Raw genomic sequence first — 22,669 nt, forward strand, 5'->3', positions numbered from 1 at the left:
TCACCCTTTCCACAGACGCAATCACTCAGGACGCCGCAACGGATTGTCTCGTTACGGACGGATGCGCCATTTCCAAACGCCTGCCCGTATAGACATTGATCGCCGAGCCTTCGATCAAATTCGCGGACTCCGGCGCGCCGCGAAGGACGTCTTGCCATTCTTCGCCATACATCGCGGCCACGTCGCAATCCCAAGTCACCTCAGTCGTCGGCCAAATCAGCCAGGGTGGATGCTCCACGCGATACTGCTTGGTAGTCCCATCGCGCTGCGCGGTATAGCCCCAGTAGTTTTCGGTGAAGTATTCCTCGGCCGACTCCGGCGCGGGAATTCGCGGCGCGTTCGCGGTTCGCGCACTCACTTTATTCCAGCGCCCTGCGCGCTTCCATGAATACTCCACATGGTCGCCGTCTGCGAGTTGTTGTCCCGTGCATGAATGACGAAAGCGCATTGGGCACGTAACGTAGTTCTCGTTGTACGCGGCGCGCGCCACCCAAGTCACCGCTGGCAGGGCCACGACCTCGCGAACAAAGCAGACGCCCCGGCTCTCTGGCTCGTCCGGTTGACGCACATAGAACCGCAGATTCAGCTCTGCGAACGTGCGATGCCCCGGTATTGCCCAGCCGCGCAGTCGAGTGTCGCGAAACATGAACCCCACGATGCTCACATACGGCTGCCCCTGCCAACGGTCCAACTCCAGTCCGCGCGGCAAGTATTGCCGCAACAAATCGTCCGGCGCCGGCCAATTGAACATCGCCAGCCAGCGCCATTCCGCCGTGAGAAATACTTGACCGTGGTTCATGGTGCGACCCTAAGAATTGCCTGGCTCAGGGCAACAACCGAAGAAGTCAGGGCGAATTAACGCGGATGCAGTGCCGACTTCTCTCAGCGGTAACAATTCCCCATCGAGCCTTAAGCGATACCGCCTGGAGCGCTTCGGAATCAACGTTGGCTGCGGTTCTCGCCGCCAGGTAAGGTGTCAATATAGCGTTTCCACCCTGTTCCCTCGGACCATCGTTTGAGCCAGAATGTGATCGTCCACCGCCGGAACTCCGCCGCATCGTCGTTTTGCGGCGTCAAATCCCACTATTCAACCAGGCCCGATATTCATGCGTGATGCGCTCCGCTTGCTAAGTCGTCAATGTCGATCCTGGGAAGGCCGCCTCGCAGGTTTCGTGCTAGCCGTCGCCTGCCAATGTGTCGTTCAATCGGGCGTCTCCGCTGCGACGCCGCTGACAGCGCGTTCGCCGAACGGCCGTAACGAAATTCAACTTCAAGTCGTCGACGGTAAGTTGGCCTACGAAGTGCGGCGCGACGGTGAGCCAATCATCGAACCCTCGCTCATTGATCCCGTCATTTCGCCGAACGGCGGACTCGGGTCGGGCACCGAACTGGTCGAAGCGCAGCGCGGCGCCATCGACCAAGAATCGCCCTTGAGTTGGGATCGATCGAAAACGCTGCACGACCATTGCACTTATGTCGTGGCGAACTGCCAAAACGCCGCCAGCGCGACTTGGCAGGTCGAACTCCGCGCGTACGACGATGGCGTGGCGTTCCGCTACCGCATTCCCCGGCAACCCGAGGCAAAACAAATTGAATTGCTGCGCGAACAAACCGAGTTCAATGTGGCCGGCGCACCCAACGCCCTCTGCAACACCCTAGACGGATTCCGCACTTCGCACGAATCCCTCTATGAATTCCAGCCACTTTCCCAAGTGCCGACCGGTCGCCTCATCGACTGCCCCATGCTGCTGGTCTGGCCCAGCGGTCAAGCCGCCGCCATCACCGAAGCCCGCGTCCGTCATTTCGCCGGCATGTATCTCGATCGTCCGGCGAGCGACAAGTCGTTGCTTCGTTCACGACTTTCGCCTTCCTTCCATCGCGACGATGCCGCCGTCATCACCGACGAAACTCTGGAAAGCCCCTGGCGCGTCATCCTGCTAGCAGATACGGCCGGCGCACTCCTCGAAAGCAACCTGCTCTTATGCCTTAACGATCCGCCCCAAGGCGATTTCGCTTGGGCACGCCCCGGCAAGACGACCTTTGACTGGTGGGCGGGCGAATTCGAACTCGACTACCAACTCCCACACGTGACCGAAACCTTCGTCAACCGGCACAAAAAATACATCGACTTCTGCGCCCAGCATGGCATCGCCTACCACATGCTCGCTGGCGACGGTCGGCCATGGTATCCGCAAACCAGCACTAACTACGCCGCCCCCAGCCCGGACGCGGATGTCCGTAAGCAACGTCCCGAGCTCGATTTGCCCGCCATCTTCGCCTACGCGCGCGAGCGCGGCGTGGGCATTCGACTATGGGTGCATTGGCAACCGCTCAGCACGCATCTCGAAGAGGCGTTCACGCTCTACGAGCAATGGGGCGTCGCCGGCCTGATGGTCGATTTCCTCGATCGCGACGATCAGGAGATGATCGAATTCACGGAGCGGCTGCTGGAAAGCGCTGCGCGCCACAAACTCAACATTCAGGTCCACGGCTCATCGAAATTCAGCGGCGAGCAGCGCACTTTCCCGAACTTGTTCAATCGCGAAGGCGTGCTCAACCTGGAGTACTTGAAGTGGGGCGCGCTCTGCACGCCCGACCATAACGTCAACGTCGCTTACACGCGCGGACTGGCAGGCCCCGTCGACTACCACCTCGGCGGCTTCCGCTCCGTCTCGCGCGCCGCCTTCAAGCCTGAGGTGCTCTCGCCGGTCGTATTGGGCACGCGCTGCCATCACATGGCACTCTATCTGGTCTACGAGAACCCGATGCCGATGCTCGCGGATCGCCCCGACCACTACGAAGGTCAGCCCGGGTTCGACTTCCTCTGCAAAATGCCGTCGACTTGGGATGAAACGCGCTTCGTCGCCGGCGAACCTGGTCAATACGTCGTCCTGGCCCGGCGAAGCGGGAAGTCGTGGTTCCTCGGCGGTATCACGAACTGGACGCCGCGCACGTTGGACGTACCGCTGACGTTCCTCGGTGAGGGCGAATTCACTCTGTCGCTCAACGCCGACGGCTCCATGGACGAGGAACAACCCAACAAGATCACCGAATCGCAACAATCAGCCACCGCCACTACCACACTCAAAGTATCCCTCGCCCCCGGCGGCGGTTTTATCGGCCGCCTGGCGCCGCAGTGACGCGTCGTTCCACATGAATCAGCAGGAACCACGAAAAGCACGAGCGGCGGAGTGCAGCATGGCGATTGCATTCCAAACAAACGAGTCTCCGCCAAATGTGTGTTTCGAAACGACATCCACGCCTCTACCCAAGGTTCGTGTCTTTCGTGCTTTTCGTGGTTGCCTCTTTACCCCCAAAGAAAAGCATTCGCCTGTCAAGCACTTGGCGAATCCCGCTCAACCGCTAAGTTAGGGGCTCAAGCCAGCAATACACCCACGAGCTAGCCAAGGGAGCCAGTCATGCCGAAGTTAACCGTCGAGGGAGTAGGCGAGTTCGAAGTTCCCGCCGGCAAGCGACTCGTGCTCGCCCTGACGGAAGAAGCCGGCATCGACCAGTTGCACGCCTGCGGCGGCAATGCGCGCTGCACGACCTGCCGCGTCGAGTTCCTCGCGGGCGAGCCGGATCGCATCACCGTCGCCGAACGGGACGTCCTCGCGGCGAAAGGTCTGTCCGCGGTGCGACTGAGCTGCCAGATCGCCTGCGATCACGATATGTCGGTCCGGGCCACCAGCCGTTTGGAAGGCAGCGGCCGCAAAGACGCCGGACACGCCCCGGCCGCCGAAATCCAGCCCGCGCCGGAATGGGTCAGCAAGTAAATTGCAGCGGGTCGCCGCGAGATCTAGTGCTTGTAAATCTTGTGCTGCGGGCGGCCCGAGAGAATCTGCTCCTTGCCCCAGCTTGTCACGTCTTTGAACGCCTGGCTGTGAATGAAATCGAGGAAGGCCTGCTCCTCCGACCACTCGCTGGTGATCAGGTACGAGGCGTCGTCGCTGACGTCTTTCCAGAGCGTCGAGCTGGTGTGCCCTTCGGCGGCCTTCAAAGCCGTGATCACGGCGGCGAACTTCTCTTCGAAATCAGCCTGTTTGCCCGGAAGTACGTGATAATTCATGCCGACGGTGATCATGCTGAAAGGCGCTCCTGCTGAAGGTTCATGGACGAATGATCGACACTGTCGGATCAGCGGCGATTCTATCAGTCCGCCGGGAAGGCCACTAGCACGCGCCGATTGAATGGGCGTCGCGTCGCGGTTAATCTATCCGTTGCTCACCAACCGGCCTTCCCGCCGCATTTCTTCCCCGCTGGTGCGTCCATGCCGATTCATTTGCCCGCCGTCGGTCGTCGTCAGTTTCTGCGCACATCGGTTGCCGCCGGTGTCGGGCTGCTGACTGTGCGGTGGACCAAGGCGGACGCCCTCGCCGCCGACGGCGAAAGTTGGGCCCTGCTCTCCGACACACACCTCTCGGGCGATCGCGACGAAATCAAGAACGAGGTGCATCTCTTCAAGAACCTCGACCAGGTCTTGAACGAAGTGCGCGGGCTGCCGCAACGACCCTCGGGCCTCCTCGTCAACGGCGACCTGGCCATGCTCGATGGGCAGCCAGCCGACTATCAGTTGCTAGCGGAAATGATGAGCACCGTCACGGCCGCCGACATCCCCGTACACTTGTCGCTGGGAAACCACGATCACCGTGAGAACTTCTGGCAAGCAATTGCCAACCAAAAGGCCCCGCAGCCGCCAGTCGAATCCCGGCAGATCACCGTCATCGAATCACCGCGCGTAAATTGGCTGCTGCTCGATTCCCTGGTCACGACCAATGAGGCGCCAGGCACGCTGGGCGAAACGCAATTGCATTGGCTGGTCACCGCGCTCGACGCGCAGCCCGACAAGCCAGCCATCGTCATGGTCCACCACAATCCCGATCCGAAGAACCCCAAGAGTTCGGCGCTGACGGATACTGACGCGCTGTTCGAGATCCTGCTCCCGCGCCGGCAAGTGAAAGCCTACGTCTTCGGTCACACGCACCACTGGAGTCATCGCGAGTATGAAGGGATCCACTTCGTCAACCTGCCGCCGACGGCCTATCCATTTCAAGCTGGCGACCCGAACGGCTGGGTGCATTGCACGCTGAACGACCACGGCGCGAAATTCGAACTCCGCGCAATCGACGCCAAGCACCCCAAGCAAGGCGAAACGCTAGACTTGAAATGGCGCACGTGAAGTTGGCCCATGGATGGTTTCGCCGACAGGAGGCGATGCTGGTCAGAGCAGGCGACTCGGGCGTCGTGGCTACAACACTCAATCGCAGTCTTCGATATTGAAAAGCGATGATCGACCGAAGCTTGACGATTAACGATGTCGCCGTGCCTCGCTTCCTCTACGGAACTGCGTGGAAGGAAGACCGCACGCAGCCGCTCACCGAGCTGGCGCTGCAGCAGGGATTTCGCGGCATCGACACCGCCAACCAGCGCCGCCACTATCACGAGGCGGCCGTCGGGCAGGCCATCGCGGCGTCGATCGCCACCGGCCTCGTCATCCGCGACGATCTGTTCCTGCAAACCAAGTTCACCTTCCGTGCCGGGCAAGATCATCGCCTGCCCTACAATCCCGAGTCTCCAATCGCCGAACAGGTCGCGCAGTCGTTCGCGAGCTCGTTGCAGCATTTCGGCGTCGAACGTATCGATTCCTATGTCTTGCATGGGCCTTCGACGTCCGTCGGACTGACGGCCGACGACTGGGCCGCCTGGCGAGCCATGGAAGGCATTCACAACAGCGGTCGTGTACGCCTGCTTGGTGTCAGCAACGTGTCACTCGAACAACTTCAACTCCTCTGCCAGCAAGCACGGATCCGTCCCAGTTTCGTGCAGAACCGTTGCTTCGCAGTTCGGGGCTGGGATCACGATGTCCGCGCCTTCTGTGCGGACAATCGCATCGTCTATCAGGGCTTTTCGCTGTTGACGGCGAATCGCAATGTGCTGGCCGCGCCTGCAATCGCAAGTATCGCGCAACGCCACAATCGCACCATCGCCCAAATCGTGTTCCGCTTCGCTCTCGAAGTCGGCATGCTTCCCCTGACTGGCACGACGGACCAAGAGCATATGAAATCCGATCTCGATATCTTCGACTTCCGATTAGAACCGAGCGAAGTCGAGGAGATCCTTCATATCGGCATTCGCTGAGCGCAACAACGCGCCCAAAGGCGACGCGCTGCAGGCGAGCCGCGCCTCACACGCAAACCGGTAGCGCCGCCAATCCGCGCGAGCCAAACCGCTTCGTGTAACGCACGTCTTCACGTCGCCCGGCCAGCCGCAGATTCGGGAAGCGCGTGAACAACTGCCGCAGCGCGACCTCCGTCTCCATCACGGCCAATTTCGCGCCCAGGCAGTAGTGAATCCCGGCCCCGAGCGCCAGATGGCGGTTCGGCTGGCGATGCAAATCCAACGTCTCGGCGTGCGCAAAATACTGCGGATCGAAATTTGCCGCCGCCAAAAACGCCAGCACCATCTCGCCTTTGCCGATTGCCTGACCTTGTAATTCCAAGTCCTCGCGCGCATACCGCGGCTTGGTGGTCTGGGCAAACGAAAGGTATCGAAACAACTCCGGCACCGCGGTCTCGACCAGGCGCCAATCCTCGCGCAACTCTCGAAACTGCTCCGGATGATCCAACAGTATTAACGCGCTGCCGGCGATCTGATGCAGCGTCGTCTCGTGCCCGGCGACCAGCAGCAGAAACACCATCGCCACCAACTCGTCTTCGTTCAGCCGATCCCCCGCCGCTTCCACGTGAATCAGCGCCGACAACAACCCGTCGCGGGGCCGGGCGCGTTGCCGCACAATCTCCTCGCGCACGTAATTCAATAGTTTTGACAGCCCGCTCAATGCCCGCACAATTCCCAGAATGTTCGTCACCACGCCGAATCGCGACGCCCAGCGCGTGAACTGCGCGCGATCTTCTTGAGGCAGGCCCAACAATTCGCAGATCACGGACAGCGGGAAAGGCCGCGCGAAATGCGTAATCAAATCGACGCCTGACGGATTGCGACGCGCTTCCACGGCGAATTGGTCGAGCGCATCGGTTGCGAGCGCTTCCAATCGAGGCCTGAGCGACTCAACCTGTTGCCGTTGAAACGCCTGATCCACCAGATTCCGCAGCCGTCGATGGTCTGGCTCGTCCTTGGCCAGCATCTGCATTCGCAACGGCTGCAAACGCTTAGGCAGGCACCGTAGTAGCAATCCCATCCCCGAATGTCCCGCCGTCGTTGGATTCTGCAAGTACCGAGTGTGATCTCTCAGTAAATCGTTCACCGCCTCATAACTGGTCGCCGCCCAGACCTGGCCGAACAACGGGACGCGCACCCGAATCACCTGCCCGGCCTCGCGCATCCGCGCCAACGTCGGAAACGGATTCGCTTTGAACGCTTGCGAGGTGAGGTCGAAACGCATCGCCGCCGGATTTTGCACTGCCGTCTCCTGCATGGGCTGTCGCCTGAATGCGGCGCATTGTACCACGCGGGCGCTCGCGCTCATCGCCGCTTATGAGCAGGCGAAAAAGGTCTACAATAACGTCGTCTCTTGACTTGGACAGGTTCGACGCACCGTCGGTTCACCTACCCGCCATGGATACGTTGACAGCCGCGCGACTCCAGATGACGGTGTCGCTCGCGTTTCATATGGTCTTTGCCGCCATCGGCATCGGACTCCCGCTCTTGCTGGTGCTCGTCGAAGGGCGCTATCTCCGCACCGGCCAGCAACACGACCTCGACCTCGGCAAACGCTGGGCGAAAGTCACCGGCCTTCTGTTCGCCGTCGGCGCCATCTCCGGCACCGCCTTGGCGTTCGAGCTTGGCCTCCTCTGGCCGCGTTATATGGAAATCACCGGCGCGGTCGTCGGCCATATCTTCGGCCTCGAAGGTTACGCCTTTTTTCTGGAAGCCATCTTCATCGGCCTCTATCTGTATGGCTGGGATCGCTTGTCGCCTCGCGCGCATTGGTGGTGCGGCGTCGTCATTGCCGTCTCCGGCATGGTCTCCGGCATACTCGTCCTCGGCGTGAACGCTTGGATGCAATTGCCAGTCGGCTTCGAACTCGACGGCTCGCGCGTCGTCGTCAGCGACCCCATCGCCATCTTCAAGCAGGCCGGCTGGTTCTACATGGCCGTGCATTCGACGCTCGCTTGTTATACCTCGGTGGCCTTTGCCGTCGCTGGCTACTACGCCTTCGCCTGCCTCCGCGGAAGGCAGGGCGCGAAGTCCCTGACCGCCATGAACATCGCCATGGCAGTCGGCGCCGTCGCGGCGCTTTTGCAACCGGTCAGCGGCGATTTTCTCGCCAAGTTCGTCTTTCAAACGCAGCCTGCCAAGTTCGCCGCCATGGAAGGGCAATTCGAAACGCAAGCCCGCGCTCCGCTCCGTATTGGCGGCTGGCCCGACGTGGAATCGCGCCACACCGACTGGGCCATCGAGCTTCCCGGCGGCTTGAGTTTTCTCGCGGCGCACGACATGAACGCCGTCGTGCCGGGCTTGGATCAGCTCCCGGAGTCCGATTGGCCGAACGTGGAGCTCACGCATCTTTCGTTTCAAATCATGGTTGGCATCGGCGTCTACCTGATGTTCCTCTCCGTCTGGTACTGGTTCGCCCGTTACCGGCAGGGCCCGGCGTTCGCGCCGAGCCGACTTCTGCTGTGGGCGCTCGTCATCTCCGCGCCGCTCGGCTTCATCGCCCTCGAAGCCGGCTGGATGGTTACCGAAGTCGGCCGCCAACCTTGGGTCATCAACGGCGTCCTTCGCACCGAGGACGCCGTCACCACCGCCGCCGGCGTTCCGGCCGTGTTCTATCTGTTCACAGCGCTGTACGCGACGTTGACCGTCACCGTACTCGTGCTGCTCTCCCGCATGGCCCGCCCACCTCAACCGGGAGCGCGGGACGCCGCATGACGCACGAACAACTCGTCAACGCCGCTGCCGCCGCCGCGCTCCTGGGCTTGATGGCCTACGCACTGCTCGGCGGCGCCGATTTCGGCGGCGGTGTCTGGGATCTCTTCGCCGCCGGGCCGCGCAAGCGCGCTCAGCGCACGGCCATTCGCCATGCCATGGGCCCCGTCTGGGAGGCCAATCACGTTTGGCTGATCTTCGTGATCGTCGTCCTCTTCACCTGCTTCCCCCATGGCTACGCCCCGCTCAGCGTCGCGCTGTTCGCGCCGTTTCACCTCGCGCTCTTGGGAATCATGCTGCGCGGGGCCGCCTTCGTCTTTCGCGGCGCGGCCTCCGATGGCCCCAGTCCCTGGGGCGTTGTCTTCGGCGTGGCGTCGACAATCTCGCCCGTCCTGCTGGGCGTCGCGTTCGGCGTCGTCACCGAAGGCCACATCCGCATCGACGCCAGCGGCGATATCAGCGCCATGCCGCGCGGACATTGGCTCAGCCCGTATGCGTTTGCCTGCGGCTTGCTCGCTTTGGCCGCTTGTGCTTATCTCGCGGCGGTTTATCTCGCCGTCGAAACTGACGGCGACCTCCGCGAAGATTTCCGACAACGCGCCATCTGGGCGGGCACCGCGACGGCCGGACTTTCCTTCATCGTGCTCGGCTTCGGCGTCCAGGAAGCGAACTGGTTCGTGCGCGAACTCACGAAATTACGTGCCTTGCCGGTGCTCAGCGCGGGCTTAATCTGCTTCGGCCTCTCCGCCTGGGCCGTGTTTAATCGCCGCTATCGATGGAGCCAAATCTTCGCCGCCGGCGAAATCATCTTCCTGCTCCTCGGCTGGGGACTCGCGCAACATCCGTATCTGATTTATCCGGACGTCACGCTCCTCGCCGCCGCGGCTCCTTCGCCCACCATCCGCTTTCTGCTCTGGACGATCCCCTTTGGCGCAGCGCTCCTCGTACCATCGCTGTGGCTACTCTTCCGCGTCTTCAAGACAGAGAAGTCGTAGACGCCACTTCATGCGGTGCGGAAACCAAGTCATTCGTCTTCCAGCATCCGCTCCACGTCGCGCCAAGTCGCCAGCCAGCGCTGATCCATCTTCGCATGCCGAATCCGCCATAGAATTAGCGACAACACGATCACGGGCGGCACGAACGGCAAGACAGCCCAGCTCCAATTCCGATCGACCTCGACCCAACTCGACCAGCGACTCCAGCCCAACAGGCACGCGGCCAGGAACGGCGTCAGCAGCGAGACGGCGAAGTACACCACGTACATCTGACGGTTGAGGCCAAACCGCCAGCCCATTCCGAGCTTGCGGCGCCCCAGGTGCTTTTGCAGCGCCGGCAGAATTCGGGCTTCCCAATCCGATTGCCCGCTGCACGCCAAATATCCGCCGAGCATGATGAGATCGTTCAAGAACGTCCAGCCGCTCCACAAATACAACGCGTACACGCAATTCGCGGCGAACGCAGTCGCCTGCAACGGCGCGGCCAGACTGGGCCAAGCATCGGGCGCGACGTTTCGATTGCTGATCAACACCAGCATCGTGATCGCCACGCCGCAGGCCGTGACTATGGCGTGCGAGATCTGTCCCCGGGCCGCGATGTAGCCCTGGATCTCATTCGTGATCCGCTGAACGTCGCCATCCCTGTTGGTCCGCAATCGCAGCGACGAACCTTCCGGCAATTCATCGCCTGGCATCGCACAACTCACGACCAACAACGCCGCGGCACAACCTCCGTGCCGCCAATAAGGAACACGGACTTATATCACGCCTTCCTGGTGATTGCAAAAGGCGCTCGCACGCAATCACGCGCAGCATCGATGTCACAACACCTACCGCGGCGCCGGCAACCCCGTCACCTCCATCACCGGACGAATCTCCGCCGTCCCGCGCCGTGCTCCGGGAATCTGCGCCGCGATCGCGATCGCTTCGTCCATGCTCTCGACGTCGATCAAAAAGTAACCGCCAAGCTGCTCTTTCGTCTCGGCGTACGGTCCGTCCGAGACGATTGGCGAAGCGCCACGCACGCGCACGCACTTCGCCAGCGACACCGGCTCCAGCGGCGCCGCCCCCAAGTACTGCCCTCGCGCGTGCAACGTGTGACACAAGTCGATCGATTCCTGCAGCGCCACCCGATGTTCCTCCGGCGGCCAGGCTCCCGGTTCAGCGTACAACAGCACCAGGTACTTCATGTGCATCCTCGCAAAGTGTTTGGTGAAATGCGCGGACCGACCCCAGGCGAGAGTTCATTTCGCGCCGGCGTCCGTCGTTACGGTCACCATCCACTCGACGCCGAACCGGTCAGTCAACATGCCAAAACACGGCGACCAGAACGTCTTCGTGGGCGGCATCTGCACGCTGCCGCCATCGGAGAGCGCGCCAAACGCCTTCGTTGCCTGGGCTTCCGTCGGAAGTGACAACGCCAATTTAAACCCGCCGAAGTTCAGTCGCTCGTCGCAACCGTCGGACGCCATCAACGTCGCACCTTGAATCGTGACCGTCGCGTGCATCACCTTGTTCTCGAAGCCCGGCTGCAACATTCCCGGCGGCGGCGCATCGGGGCTTTCATTGTACCGCATCATCATCACGATCTCCGCGCCCACGGCCTGGCCGTAGAACGCCATCGCTTCCTCGCATCGCCCGCCAAAGAACAAATAGGGCGTAATCGTCGTTCCGCTCATGGGAGTACCTCTTGAATTGGAATGCCGCGGCAATGCAGGAGAGTCGTGAACCCCGACTCTCTTTGCAACTTAGTCGTCTGATGCCCGGCCAAATCGACGTCGAATTTCATTCTCGGCAAAAAACCCTCGCGGCAAAAAAACCGGTAGATGCACGGTTGCCGTGGCCTAATCCATGCACCGCATCACCCCGTGATTTCCCTCGTTGTGCTACACCTCTCAGAAGGAACCACGAAAGGCGCGAAAAACACGAACGCCTGGGATACTTGGGTGAGCTAAGGAGATCCATCCATTTCCAGCCGTCGTGTCAATTCTTGCAACGCAAACCGCTTCCTTACAAGAGGTTCGTGCTTTTCGTGGTTGTCGCCGAATGCGCGGAAACAGACGTGTAGAACAACGCCGGCGGTTTCCTCGGTGAGCGCTTGAAAAGTGGCTCGCCAAGTATTGCCCCTGACATGCCATCATTCAGTCGAGAGGCCGGGTGAATCTCGCCCGCCATTGTATTGCCGGACGGCCCCGCGACAATCTAATCACGCGTCCCACTCCGGGCGACGCCGAGGGTGCCACTGGCGGCTGGCCCGCCAGTGCGAGCTGAGCTCGGCACCTCGCCCCGTCCCAGCCCCAGTGAACCCGCCTCCGCACCCGGTGTCCCACATTCGGAACCGAATCAAAGTCAAGGAATCAGACTCCAGCACTCTCCCATGAAAACCCCCTCCGCCAGCGAGCCCGTCATACATTCTGCCAGCAGCGAAAAGCTCATTCTGCTGATCCTCGCCGCCGTGCAGTTTACGACGATCGTGGACTTCATGATCGTCATGCCGCTCGGCCCGCAGCTCATGCGGACGCTCAACATCAATCCCGCCCAATTCGGCGTGATCGTCTCCTCGTACACCTTCGCCGCCGGCGCCGCCGGACTGGTTGCCTCGTCGATCATCGATCGCTTCGCCCGTCGCACGACCTTCATGGTCCTCTACGCGGGGTTCCTACTCGGCACTCTGCTTTGCGCATTCGCCCCGACGTACGAAACCCTCGTCGCGGCCCGCGTCCTCACCGGCGCCTTCGGAGGCATCCTCGGCGGCATGGCGATGGCCATCATCGGCGACGTCTTCCCCGAACACCGCCGCGGCCGTGCCACCGGCTCCCTCATGACCGGGTTCTCGCTCGCCTCCGTCGCTGGCGTCCCCTTCGGGCTGTTCCTCGGCACGAACTACGGCTGGCATATCCCGTTCGTCGCGCTCGTCATCGGCGGCCTGCCGGCGCTCTTGCTCACTCCCTTCGCGCTCCCCGCGCTCAACGCCCACGTCGGCAAGCAACACGCGCATCCCCTCAGCTCGCTCGTCGACACATTTTCGCAATCGAATCATCGCCGCGCCTTCGCATTGATCATCGCGCTGATGCTCAGCAGCTTCACCGTCTTCCCGTACTTAAGTGCGTACCTCGTCAAGAACGTTGGTCTTACCGAACAGCGACTCCCCCTGATCTACATCGCCGGCGGAGCCCTTACCTTACTCGCCGCCCCCATCATCGGCCGCCTCGCCGATCATTTTGGTAAACTCCTGACCTTCCGCGTCATCGCCCCCGGCTCGGCGATCTTGCTGCTCATCATCACGCACCTGCCGACCACTTCGACCGCCGTCGTCGTAGCGATCTTCGGCGCCCTCATGGTCTGCAATGCCGGACGCATGATTCCCGCGATGGCCATGATCACCAGCAGCGTGGCCTCGCATCGCCGCGGCGCCTTCCTCAGCGCAAACTCGTCCGTGCAGCACATTGCCGCCGGCATCGGCGCCTACGTGGGCGGCGCGATCATCACCGAAAGTCCTTCGGGCCAGATCGGCCGCTTCGGCATAGTCGGCTGGATCGCCGCCGCCGCCACTCTCCTAAGTCTCTGGGTAGCCGGCCGCGTCCGCATCACCGACGACCCGCGAATCTCCGCCGAATCCATCAGCCTCGCAGCCGCCGCAGAAGCCACCGCCGACGCTGGCGAACCGCTGGCGGATTACCCCGAACTCACGGCCCCGAGCCGCGTGACAAGCTAAAAAGGCAACTGCCCCAAATAGGTCATGCATACCTGACCTTGTCAGCACTGCGCAAGCCATCAATGGACTAACCAAGTCCACAGTGAACGCCGTCTTGGGATTGCATGACTCGCCGCGCGCCCAGCGCTGCGTGGTAAATCATTCACTGCACTCGCCTCGGTAACTCGATATCGAATTGTCAGGGCGGCGAGCAACGGCGTTTGAAAGCCGTCGTTAGCTTTCGCGGTTGGCCGTGGACCACGATACAGTACGTCTGCGTTGGCGAGCCTGTCCGTTCCTTCGATTACTCAAGAGCGGAGAACAAATAAATGGACGAGCGAATCGACGTTTACATTGCGAGCGACGATGCGCATGAGTATTGTTTTGCCTTGATCGAAGTCGACGGAAAGCATTTGGCTTCGCTCAGCCAAGAAGAGGGCGTCGACAAGCTCGTCATTGAATTGCCTGGGCTGGGGCTGGTGGAAGACTTGGTGATTCGGTCCGTTCCACTCGAAATTTTTCAGCGAGGAGTCGAACGTGCGGTTGCGGCTCTCAAGAATAGGCGGCCCTGGGTCTAGTTCGATAGGAGCGATACGATGATCGAATCGCAGGCGATCGAATGGCGGCATCGGTAAGTTGCCCCGCCACAACCACAGAAAGCCGCCGTCCCGCCAACAACTAACAAGTCACTCCAGCACCAATTCCCCACCCCACATCCATCCAAAACACCATTCCCCTTTTCGCACCTTTCGCGGTTCCAACTCCTCTCCTCTCCTCTCCTCTCCTCTCCTCTCCGTGCCTCCGTGGTGAACCACCAATTCCCGCCTCGCACACCTCGAAAAAATCGTATCAACGACTATTCTAAAACGACTGCCCCCTCATCCACCCCGCCTGAAACCAAACCCGCCCACCGGGAGCCCTGCCTGAATGTTCCCTCTCCGCATGTTTGCCATCCAATTCCTCTGCTACGCCTGCCTCGCCACCTCTGCCGCTGCCCAGCAAATCACGCGCGAAATCACCTTCGAGCTCACCTACCAAAACCGCGACCTCGTCTGGCTCGGCGATCCCGCCTCACCGGCGGCCTTGGTTTATCCCAAACCCGGCGCGCAACCTGTCGCCACTGATATCCAAGTCACAACGCGCCGCGAAAATCACCAATCGCCCGCCCGCCAATACCACCGCGACGCCCGCATTGTCCTCGACAATAACGCACGCCAGGTGCGCGCCTTCACGTCCCAGCGCGAACAACTCGTCGGCACGATCGACGACCAAGGCCGCTTCGCGCCGAACACGTTCTATCACGACAACCGCGCTCTCCTCCCAACCTGGCCGGACGATGTCTCGCAACTCCGCTACGACGCCAACGAAAATACCCTTTACCGGGATGTCGCCGTCACCGGCCCGGTGATTACCGTATCACTGGACTTCCTGCCACTACAATTAAGCGACGCCAATGGCAACGCAGTCGCCGGAACGTTCTCGCTCAACTACGTGCCCTCTCAAGCAACAAAGACGAAGTCGCCGGCCATGGTGTCGCTCGTACTTCAATGCGAAAACAGTACGAATACACTCGCCCAGGCCACTGTGCCAAACACGTTTCGTCGCGAAGACGTTCAATTGGGCTCCTATGACAATCAAGCCGGCACGTACTTCCAAGAAAGCAACTACCGAGTAGGCGCAGATCTCCCAGAGGACGCAATGCCCAGCGTGACGTTCACGTTTCCCGGCAACTTCACACCATCGGCCAACGGCGATGGCGAGAAGTTGATCGTGACTGCGCCCGCTCCGCGCGCGGATCAACCCAAGCCCGCGTCGTCCAAAATCAAGATCGACGGCAACTTCGACGATTGGCGCAACATAGTTGGCATCGATGATCCGCGCGGCGATCTGGTTCCGTATTTGGAATACGTGCCCGACGTGGATTTGCTGGAATTCAAGGTTGCACACGACGACGAGCACATCTATCTGTATGCCCGAGTGGCAGGGCAAGTCGGCCGCACGCATCCCGACGGCGGGCGAGGCTACTTCTACGCCTACATGGACGTCGATCAAAACGCCGGCACCGGCTTTCTGCCCACGCGCGACGACGAATGCTATTTCGGCGTCAATATTGGCGACGACTGCGAAGTGCAATTCGAGTTCGTCAACAACAGCTTCCGCAAATCCTTCTACGGTTTTTGTGGACTTGGCGGCGACCAACACGTCCTCAACCAAACGCTGACGCTCGGCAAGAGCCAATACGGCCGGCTCGACGCGAACGGCGTCGAACGCGCGCACTATAAATCGGAATATACCTACCGCGAAGGCGCCCCGCAGATTACCGAAGACTTGAAACTCGGCACGAGCGACACCATTCACCTGGCCGTCTCACTGGATGGCAGCGAAGTGGAGATTGCCTCGAAATTCTCAGGCTTCCTCAAAGACGCAACCGGTCGGCCGATCGTCGGGCCTGGTCAAACGATCGATCTCGCCGCCGGGATGGAGTGCGACAGCAAGCTCTTCCCCGGCAAGACCCAATGGGCCGCGGACAACACCGTCCCTATTCGCGGCTATCGAATGAGTCGTTGAAGCGGTCGCTTAGCTCAAATCGAAGCGAACCTTGGCCCCAGACGCGAACCGGTCCTCATCAATGGAAAGCCCAAAGCCCGGTGCGGACGGCACGGTGGCCAGGCCGTCTTTTCGAGCGTAGCCTTCCGCAACGAGCACGTCCGTGGTGAGCGGATCGTGTTCGGCGCGATAGAAATTGTCGATCGCCCGGCCGACGTGGAGTTGGGCATAGTAGCCGATGAGCGAACCCCAATTGTGCGGCGCGACGCGCAGACCGGTTTCGCGCGCCCAGGCGGCTTCCGTCAAAATGCCTTCCACGCCGAAGTGATTCATGTCGCCTTGATAGAGCTCGATCGCCTGGGCCGAGATGAACGGCTTGAACACGTCGAGCTGCGACTGCGTTTCGCCGTCTGCCACGAGGGTCGCCCAGCTGTGCTCCTGGATGAACGCTTTCAATGCAAGACAGTCGTCGACGGTTTCCTCGAACAGCTCTTCCACGAACGCCAGGTTGGCATCGCCCGATTGTTCCAGAAAGCGTTTCGCGCCGGCCAAATCGTAGCCGTTGTTCGCATCGACGCCCAGCAGCACGTCCGGCCCGGCGTGCTCGCGGATCAACTTCACCACGGCCACGTCGCGCGCATTTCCTTCGTCGCGGCGCATCCATTTCGCGCCACGCCCGATCTTGATCTTGAACGCGCGATGGCCGATCTCCAAGCCCATGTCGATCTCGGTCCGGAAGCGATCCTCCCACTTGTCCGCATACTGCGGCAACAGGTCGGCGAAGTAAATCGAGCCGTCGTAGACCGGAACCTGCTCCGCGCCTTTGCCGCCGAGCAATGCGTACACCGGCTGTTGCGTGAGCTTGCCGAGCAAGTCCCAGAGCGGCATCGTCCCGGCGCCGAGCGGCCCGGACATGGCCGTGTCGCTCGCGCGGTAAAACTCCGTCAGTGGCTTGCCAATAAGCTTCGCGACATCCTGCTCATCCGCGCGGCAGTGGCCGAAGCCTTCCGCGCCGGTGTTCGTGTAAAGGCGCACCATGCGGTCCGTCGATTGGTCGCCGTGGACTTCCTTTTGTGCATTGCGCCCAGCCACTTTCGAGCGACGACTTGTCACGTCAAAGCCGACCGCGCGCACGATGCGCACATCTTGCGGAACTTCGGCGGCGCGCGCCGCTCCGACAAAGGCCGCCGCAGCCACGGCCGCGACAAATTCTCGACGACGCATGATGAATCCTCTCGGGCGATTGGGCGCGATGCTTCCGTGCACACGATTTTCTTGTCCCTGACGGCCGCTGTCGAGGACCAAACCACCGATTTTTGGACGCTCGCTGGCTCATCGGGAATGGATAGCCACGCGACCCTGACGGCGGTACATTCGTCGGAGTTCTCCACAATTTACAGAACGACTTGGACGCACGAAAACATATGGTCCGCCCAGAATACTCATCGACGCGATCCTGCGCCCGGAACCAACGCCAGCTGCGCATCGTGGCCTGGAAGTGGCCTTATTTCGTCGGGGCGGCAATGCTCACGTCGCTGACCCTGAGCTGCGGGAAAGGCGCGCCGGATAGCCAGCCTGCACAAGTTCCGGCGAATACCTCGGAGGATACTGTCGCGCCGCCCAGCGCGTCGGCCGAGGACTCGGTCGAGAAAGGCGTCGGCCCTGCGAACGTCGCAAGTCCGCAAACAGCCGCGCCGGCTTCTCCCAAGGCAGCCGCGCCGCCTGCCCAGACCATTGCGGCGCCGACGGCCGATCAAATCAAACTTTGGACGCCGGCGCCGTTTGCGCCGGTGCAGTTGCTGGGGATTCGCGAATGGGAGAAAACCAGTTTCACCTCCTGCGTAGCTGCAACCGCCGATGGCCGGCACTTTATCGTGGCCGGCTCGCGCGTTTTGTTGTGGTCGCTGGAGGGCGACGAGCCTGAGCACGTCTTCCTGGAACTGACCCCGGAGGACGGCGAGCGATCGATTCACTCGTTGGCCGTCGCGCCGGATGGAAAATGGTTCGCCGTCGGCGACTCGACGGGCAAGGTGCGGATCTGGAGTCTCGAGGACCGCAGCGAAATCGTCGCTAAAGAACTTGGCACGAACAGCATTGAAGGTCTGGCGATCTCGCCCGACGGGCAGGAGATCGCGACCATCTCGTATGACAACAAAATCAATGTCTGGAGCGCGGATCAACTGGAACCGCGCCACGAATTCGAGGTCGATACCAACAGCGTCAATCACATCGAATACGTGGCGCCCAATGTTTTGGCCGCCGCGGGAGAGTCCACGTCGCTCTGGGACCCGAGCACCGGAAAACTGGTGCAAGCATTTTCGGCAGGCCGCTATAGCCACGCCCTGGCGCGTTCGCCGGACGGCGCGCAATTCATCTTGGGCGGCGACGACTCGTTGCACTTTTTTAACGCCGCGGACGTAAAGCCTTCGTTTGAAATCACGCAAGGCGTTTCCGGCAGCGAACGGATCGCCTATTCGCCGGATGGAAAATTCATGGCGACCACGAATGGCGGATCGGTGCAAATCTGGAACCTGGCTGAGCGTCGCGTCACGCAGGTCATCGACAGCTTCGGCTGGGCGATCGTCGGCGTCGGCTGGCTTCCTTCGACCAATCTGTTGGTCGTGGCGTCGGAGAGCGGTTGCACACGCGTTTGGGGCACGCCAAGCCAAGGCGCCGCCGTGGCGTTGAAGCCATTGCATCAGCCGGTAGCACTGCCGGATAAGGCCTCCAAAGCGCCGGCGACCCAGGCTCAAATGGAACAAGTCATTGATCTGCGAACATTCCCCCGACTTCCCGGCAACGAGTCAAACTTCATCAGCGCGGGCGATTTCGGCGGTCTCGCGGCAGTAAAGCCGGATGAAGCCAAGACCTTCTACAAGTATTTCTTGGAGCAAGCCGGCTGGACGTTGACGGAGGTCAGCGCGCTGAATCCCGCGGCCATGGAGTTCGGCAAAGGAGGCTGTCGGCTTTCCGTAAGCTGCTACGATTCCGGCGATGGAAAAACCAACATCATGGCGCACCTCGATGGCAACTACGACATGCGCTGGACGCCGCGCTTCGATGCCGCGCCCATCGAGACCGCATATGAGTCGGCGGGAAGCTTGTCGTATCGCACCAAGGCCGATCTCCTGCAGATCGAAACCACGCTCTTGCGCAAAATGAAAGAGGCTGGTTGGATCGGCTACACGCGCCTGAAAAGTTCGCACGGCGAGACGCCCGACGAGCGCGACATGACTTTTCTGCGCAATGGAACCACGCTGCGCGTCTCGATCGGCAAGTTCCCGGTCGACCCTGACAGCTACACCATTCAATACAGCCTCTTTCCGAACAACAGTTCCGTGCCGCCGCCGCCCGATGCCGGGTACATCGAGTTCGACGGCTCGACCGATCCCACGCTGGTGGCGACGACGGCGCTGACATTGGATCAGGCGCAAAAGTTCTACGACGAAGCGCTCGTCGCCGACGGCTGGCTCATCCGCGAACAGGGCCGGTCCAAGAAGGACGATCACGCCTGGCTGACTTACCTCCGCGGCCAGAGCAACTTGACCGTCGGACTGACGAAGCTGCCGAACGGGAACACCTTGGTCCAAGTCGGTGAGGCTACCGGTTCGCTCTGGGAATTGTCGCAAGCGGAAGAGGAACCCATCGAGGAAGGGGACGATGTCGGCTTGGAAGCGGCCGATATCCCGACGGTAGAAGGAGCGCAGCCGCCCAAGTTTGACGTCGACTCGAAACAGATCGAAATTCAGATTCCTGGCGCCACTTTGGCCGACACCGCGGAGCGGTTCACCCAGGCCCTGGCCCCGCTGGGCTGGAAGCCGGAAGCAGGCGGCATTCGCGATGAAGAGTACACGCTGATCACATACAAAATGGACGACAAAGAGCTGAACCTCCGCGCCCGCAAGCAGCAAGGCAACGCGGTAGTCGGCCTCGAAGGGGACGGGCTGCTCTGGACCAAGGAGCTGCCAACCGCCAAGCAAACCATTTCCTACGAAACCTGGCTCCGCCGTAACAAGCTGCCGGCGAGTCTGGAATTCCTCGATCGCTATGAAACGGAGATGCGCGGTTTTATCGCACCTTAGCGCTGTCCACCGCGGGAACTGCGCCGGCAGGGTGTAATTTGGAATGGCGCTTGATGGCGTATGCGACACATGGCATTGGCTATAATGTCGAACGGCGGCGGAGTGCTCCAAGCTGGCGTTGACCGTGCGTTACGCATGGAACATGCCTCTCAGGGGATACCCCTGGGGATCGTGAATGGCTAGGATTTCGTCGCGCGAGCCGCGATGCGCTGCGAGCATGATTGCTCGCGCAGGACCCGACTCGTTGGAGCATTCCGCCGTTTTTTCGTTGTTGCCATGGATTCCTCAACCGCTGTCGCCCGCGCGCTTGCCATGGCGTTCCTGGCGGACGAGTTCGACGAACAGCGGCTCGTCGACCGCGGTGCAATGGTCCTCGGGAAGTCTCCCAAGTGGTTGCCGAGCTTGGCGCGGCGCATTGTCGGCCGATTCGGCGGCACGGCGCGGCCGCGGCGAAGAGAACTGGTTTGCTTTATCCAGGACGACGTTGCCTTTCAACGCGCAAGTTCGCGGGGCAAACTGAAGATCGTCACTTGGCCGCTGATTCCGGCGCGAATGGCGCCAATGACGGCCGCCGTCGCGTGGAATGTCCCAGAGATTTGCTCGATCGGCGCGTTGAGCGAATGGCTCGGCGTTTCTGTGCGGGAGTTGGAATGGTTTGCCGACCTTCGATCCTGGGAAGCGAAGCGCGCGACGGAGCGAGCGCGGAATTATCGATATCGAGTGCTGGCCAAGAAGTTCGGCCAGGTAAGGCTCATCGAAGCGCCCAAGCCGCGACTCAAGGCGATCCAGCGACGGGTACTGGACGGAATCGTCAATCTCATACCACCGCACGACGCCGCGCACGGCTTTCGGAGCGGGTGTTCCATCCGGTCATTCGCCGCGCCGCACGTAGGGCAGGACGTTGTACTGAAGTTCGACTTGCAAGACTTCTTTCCGTCGATTGCCAAGCCGCGCATTCGTGCGATCTTCACAGCGGCAGGCTATCCCGAATCAGTCGCCGATTCGTTAGCGGGACTTTGCACGAATCGCACCCCGGATGACATTTGGCATAACTTGGATTGGCGTGGCACTGGTGCGACGAATCGCGATCCCCGTCGCGCATACGATCTTCCCCATTTGCCACAGGGAGCGCCGACGTCGCCCGCGTTGGCGAATCTCTGCGCGTTCCGCTTAGACTGCCGACTGGAGGGAATCGCGAGATCGGCCGGCGCTAACTACACGCGCTATGCGGACGACCTGGCGTTTTCCGGCGGCGCGACTTTCGCGCGGGTTGTGCATCGATTTCAGCATCATGCGTGCGCGATTGTGCTTGAAGAAAACTTCACGCCGAACTTTCGCAAGACGCGCATCATGCGCCAAGGCATGCGACAACGCTTGGCGGGAATCGTTGTCAACGAACGATTGAACGTCGCGCGCGTCGATTACGACCGACTGAAAGCGACGCTCACTAACTGCGTTCGCCACGGCCCAGAATCACAGAACCGCGCAGCCATCGAGAACTTCCGAGCACATCTGACGGGCAGCGTGGCGTTTATCGAGTCGATCCATCCGGAACGGGGAAATCGGCTGCGGCAATTGCTAGAGCAAATCGACTGGACCTGAAGCCACGACGTAGTCTCGCCGTTCAGAAAAACGCGGCGGCTATCGCGCTGCAACTACCGGTCCTTCCGCTTCGGATTCTCCCGCACGACTTCAAAGGTGATCTGTTCGCCAGGGTGTTTCGCGACCAAGTCGTGGATTCTGGCCGTCAATTGTGCGACGCTGAAGTTCTCCAACTCTTTGCGTCGTTCGCGACGCGCTCGCACGGCTTCGATTAATACCCACGCCAATTCCATTCCGCCAACGCAAAGGGCTACGAATCCAACGATCTTCATGTCTCCCGCGATGGACTGAATCGGCCAGGCTGGACCGCGATCGATCGCCCAACCAATGACGCTAAAAAGAACGCCCGCCGCAAAGACTGTGCCGCGAGGAGCGTCGCGTGTTCCACGCCAGATTGCGAATATGCCTAGAACGATGGATATGATGTGCATGCAGAGATTGCTCCTCAGGCTTGGAGCATATCATCCCCAAGCTCGCATCGCCATCATGCCGATCAGGCCCAAGAACAGCGATACCGAAGCCGCGATGCCGGTGTAGGCGGCCCAGCGGTAGCGGCGGTCGGATTTGAGGGCGCGGTGGGTCCACTCGACGTATTCTTGCTCGTCGACGAGCTTGTCGAAGACGCCTTTCACGAAGGCCTGGCGGTCTTCCGTTTCGCCGGTCGAGGCGAAGTAGCAGCCGCTGAACATGATCGGCTGATCGCCGGGCTGCTGGGCCGGGTCGTAGCCGAAGCCGGCGCCGAGGACTTCGCTCAGCCGGTACTTGAGGTAGAGCCGCACCTTGCAGAGCAAACTGTAAAGCTGCGTATTGCCGGGCCGCGCGAGTGCGCCTTGCTCGCGGAACAGCGTGTAGATCCAGTC

At 61.1% G+C, this 22,669-nt stretch carries 20 protein-coding genes; 11 read left to right on the plus strand and 9 right to left on the minus strand.

From position 1 onward, the window contains the following. Nucleotides 1-25: 25 nt before the first annotated feature. Nucleotides 26-799: a DUF2071 domain-containing protein gene (locus SGJ19_23000; protein ID MDZ4783124.1), complete on the minus strand. Its 774-nt coding sequence runs from the start codon at nucleotides 797-799 to the stop codon at nucleotides 26-28. A gap of 307 nt (nucleotides 800-1,106) precedes the next feature. Between SGJ19_23000 and SGJ19_23005 the strand changes: the two genes are divergently transcribed. Together SGJ19_23005 and SGJ19_23010 are read left to right on the plus strand one after the other, a co-directional pair. After that, nucleotides 1,107-3,140, plus strand: coding sequence for a glycoside hydrolase family 97 protein (locus SGJ19_23005; GenBank protein ID MDZ4783125.1), 2,034 nt, complete (start codon nucleotides 1,107-1,109; stop codon nucleotides 3,138-3,140). Nucleotides 3,141-3,419: 279 nt separating this feature from the next. Beyond that, nucleotides 3,420-3,776: a 2Fe-2S iron-sulfur cluster-binding protein gene (locus SGJ19_23010; GenBank protein MDZ4783126.1), complete on the plus strand. Its 357-nt coding sequence runs from the start codon at nucleotides 3,420-3,422 to the stop codon at nucleotides 3,774-3,776. Between the two features lie 23 nt (nucleotides 3,777-3,799). Here the strand turns inward: SGJ19_23010 and SGJ19_23015 are convergent, their stop codons facing one another. Continuing rightward, nucleotides 3,800-4,084 (minus strand): antibiotic biosynthesis monooxygenase, encoded by a 285-nt coding sequence (locus tag SGJ19_23015; GenBank protein ID MDZ4783127.1) that lies wholly within the window; start codon nucleotides 4,082-4,084, stop codon nucleotides 3,800-3,802. A 186-nt stretch (nucleotides 4,085-4,270) separates the two neighbouring features. On the opposite strand from SGJ19_23015, the gene SGJ19_23020 reads away from it, so the two are divergent. Next, on the plus strand, nucleotides 4,271-5,179 hold the full coding sequence (locus SGJ19_23020; GenBank protein ID MDZ4783128.1) for a metallophosphoesterase: 909 nt from the start codon (nucleotides 4,271-4,273) through the stop codon (nucleotides 5,177-5,179). A 107-nt stretch (nucleotides 5,180-5,286) separates the two neighbouring features. Continuing rightward, entirely contained in the window at nucleotides 5,287-6,138 is an 852-nt protein-coding gene (locus SGJ19_23025) for an aldo/keto reductase (protein ID MDZ4783129.1), read from the plus strand. Nucleotides 6,139-6,184: 46 nt separating this feature from the next. On the opposite strand, the gene SGJ19_23030 is transcribed toward SGJ19_23025, so the two are convergent. Then, nucleotides 6,185-7,435 (minus strand): cytochrome P450, encoded by a 1,251-nt coding sequence (locus SGJ19_23030; GenBank protein MDZ4783130.1) that lies wholly within the window; start codon nucleotides 7,433-7,435, stop codon nucleotides 6,185-6,187. A 140-nt stretch (nucleotides 7,436-7,575) separates the two neighbouring features. On the opposite strand from SGJ19_23030, the gene SGJ19_23035 reads away from it, so the two are divergent. Both SGJ19_23035 and SGJ19_23040 read left to right on the plus strand, forming a co-directional pair. Beyond that, complete coding sequence (locus tag SGJ19_23035; GenBank protein ID MDZ4783131.1) at nucleotides 7,576-8,892, plus strand: cytochrome ubiquinol oxidase subunit I; 1,317 nt, start codon at nucleotides 7,576-7,578, stop codon at nucleotides 8,890-8,892. Continuing rightward, nucleotides 8,889-9,884, plus strand: a complete 996-nt coding sequence (locus tag SGJ19_23040) for a cytochrome d ubiquinol oxidase subunit II (protein ID MDZ4783132.1) — start codon at nucleotides 8,889-8,891, stop codon at nucleotides 9,882-9,884. The genes SGJ19_23035 and SGJ19_23040 overlap by 4 nt, the downstream gene beginning before the upstream one ends. A 29-nt stretch (nucleotides 9,885-9,913) precedes the next feature. Here SGJ19_23040 and SGJ19_23045 read toward each other — a convergent pair whose 3' ends face one another. From SGJ19_23045 to SGJ19_23055, 3 genes are all read right to left on the minus strand, one after another. Next, nucleotides 9,914-10,579, minus strand: a complete 666-nt coding sequence (locus SGJ19_23045) for a hypothetical protein (GenBank protein MDZ4783133.1) — start codon at nucleotides 10,577-10,579, stop codon at nucleotides 9,914-9,916. 135 nt (nucleotides 10,580-10,714) lie between these two features. Continuing rightward, nucleotides 10,715-11,074: a YciI family protein gene (locus tag SGJ19_23050; GenBank protein MDZ4783134.1), complete on the minus strand. Its 360-nt coding sequence runs from the start codon at nucleotides 11,072-11,074 to the stop codon at nucleotides 10,715-10,717. A 54-nt stretch (nucleotides 11,075-11,128) separates the two neighbouring features. Continuing rightward, on the minus strand, nucleotides 11,129-11,563 hold the full coding sequence (locus tag SGJ19_23055; protein MDZ4783135.1) for a VOC family protein: 435 nt from the start codon (nucleotides 11,561-11,563) through the stop codon (nucleotides 11,129-11,131). A 698-nt stretch (nucleotides 11,564-12,261) separates the two neighbouring features. Between SGJ19_23055 and SGJ19_23060 the strand changes: the two genes are divergently transcribed. The 3 genes from SGJ19_23060 (at nucleotide 12,262) to SGJ19_23070 (ending at nucleotide 16,146) form a co-directional block, all read left to right on the plus strand. After that, nucleotides 12,262-13,599, plus strand: a complete 1,338-nt coding sequence (locus SGJ19_23060; GenBank protein MDZ4783136.1) for an MFS transporter — start codon at nucleotides 12,262-12,264, stop codon at nucleotides 13,597-13,599. Nucleotides 13,600-13,907: 308 nt separating this feature from the next. Then, nucleotides 13,908-14,156: a hypothetical protein gene (locus SGJ19_23065; GenBank protein ID MDZ4783137.1), complete on the plus strand. Its 249-nt coding sequence runs from the start codon at nucleotides 13,908-13,910 to the stop codon at nucleotides 14,154-14,156. Nucleotides 14,157-14,520: 364 nt separating this feature from the next. Next, nucleotides 14,521-16,146, plus strand: a complete 1,626-nt coding sequence (locus SGJ19_23070; GenBank protein MDZ4783138.1) for a hypothetical protein — start codon at nucleotides 14,521-14,523, stop codon at nucleotides 16,144-16,146. Between the two features lie 9 nt (nucleotides 16,147-16,155). Here the strand turns inward: SGJ19_23070 and SGJ19_23075 are convergent, their stop codons facing one another. Then, nucleotides 16,156-17,349: an enolase C-terminal domain-like protein gene (locus SGJ19_23075; GenBank protein ID MDZ4783139.1), complete on the minus strand. Its 1,194-nt coding sequence runs from the start codon at nucleotides 17,347-17,349 to the stop codon at nucleotides 16,156-16,158. Between the two features lie 263 nt (nucleotides 17,350-17,612). Here SGJ19_23075 and SGJ19_23080 point away from each other — a divergent pair, with 263 nt between their 5' ends. Beyond that, nucleotides 17,613-20,207, plus strand: coding sequence for a hypothetical protein (locus SGJ19_23080; protein ID MDZ4783140.1), 2,595 nt, complete (start codon nucleotides 17,613-17,615; stop codon nucleotides 20,205-20,207). 276 nt (nucleotides 20,208-20,483) lie between these two features. Then, a complete protein-coding gene (locus tag SGJ19_23085) occupies nucleotides 20,484-21,809 on the plus strand; it encodes a reverse transcriptase family protein (protein ID MDZ4783141.1) in 1,326 nt (441 codons plus the stop codon). A 53-nt stretch (nucleotides 21,810-21,862) separates the two neighbouring features. Here SGJ19_23085 and SGJ19_23090 read toward each other — a convergent pair whose 3' ends face one another. Further along, nucleotides 21,863-22,081 carry a hypothetical protein gene (locus tag SGJ19_23090; GenBank protein ID MDZ4783142.1) on the minus strand — a complete coding sequence of 73 codons (219 nt, stop codon included), beginning with the start codon at nucleotides 22,079-22,081 and terminating at the stop codon, nucleotides 21,863-21,865. Between the two features lie 189 nt (nucleotides 22,082-22,270). After that, nucleotides 22,271-22,669 (minus strand): hypothetical protein (locus SGJ19_23095; protein ID MDZ4783143.1); only part of this gene is annotated, 399 nt, incomplete at its 5' end.

Source organism: Planctomycetia bacterium (assembly GCA_034440135.1).
Lineage (GTDB): Bacteria > Planctomycetota > Planctomycetia > Pirellulales > JALHLM01 > JALHLM01.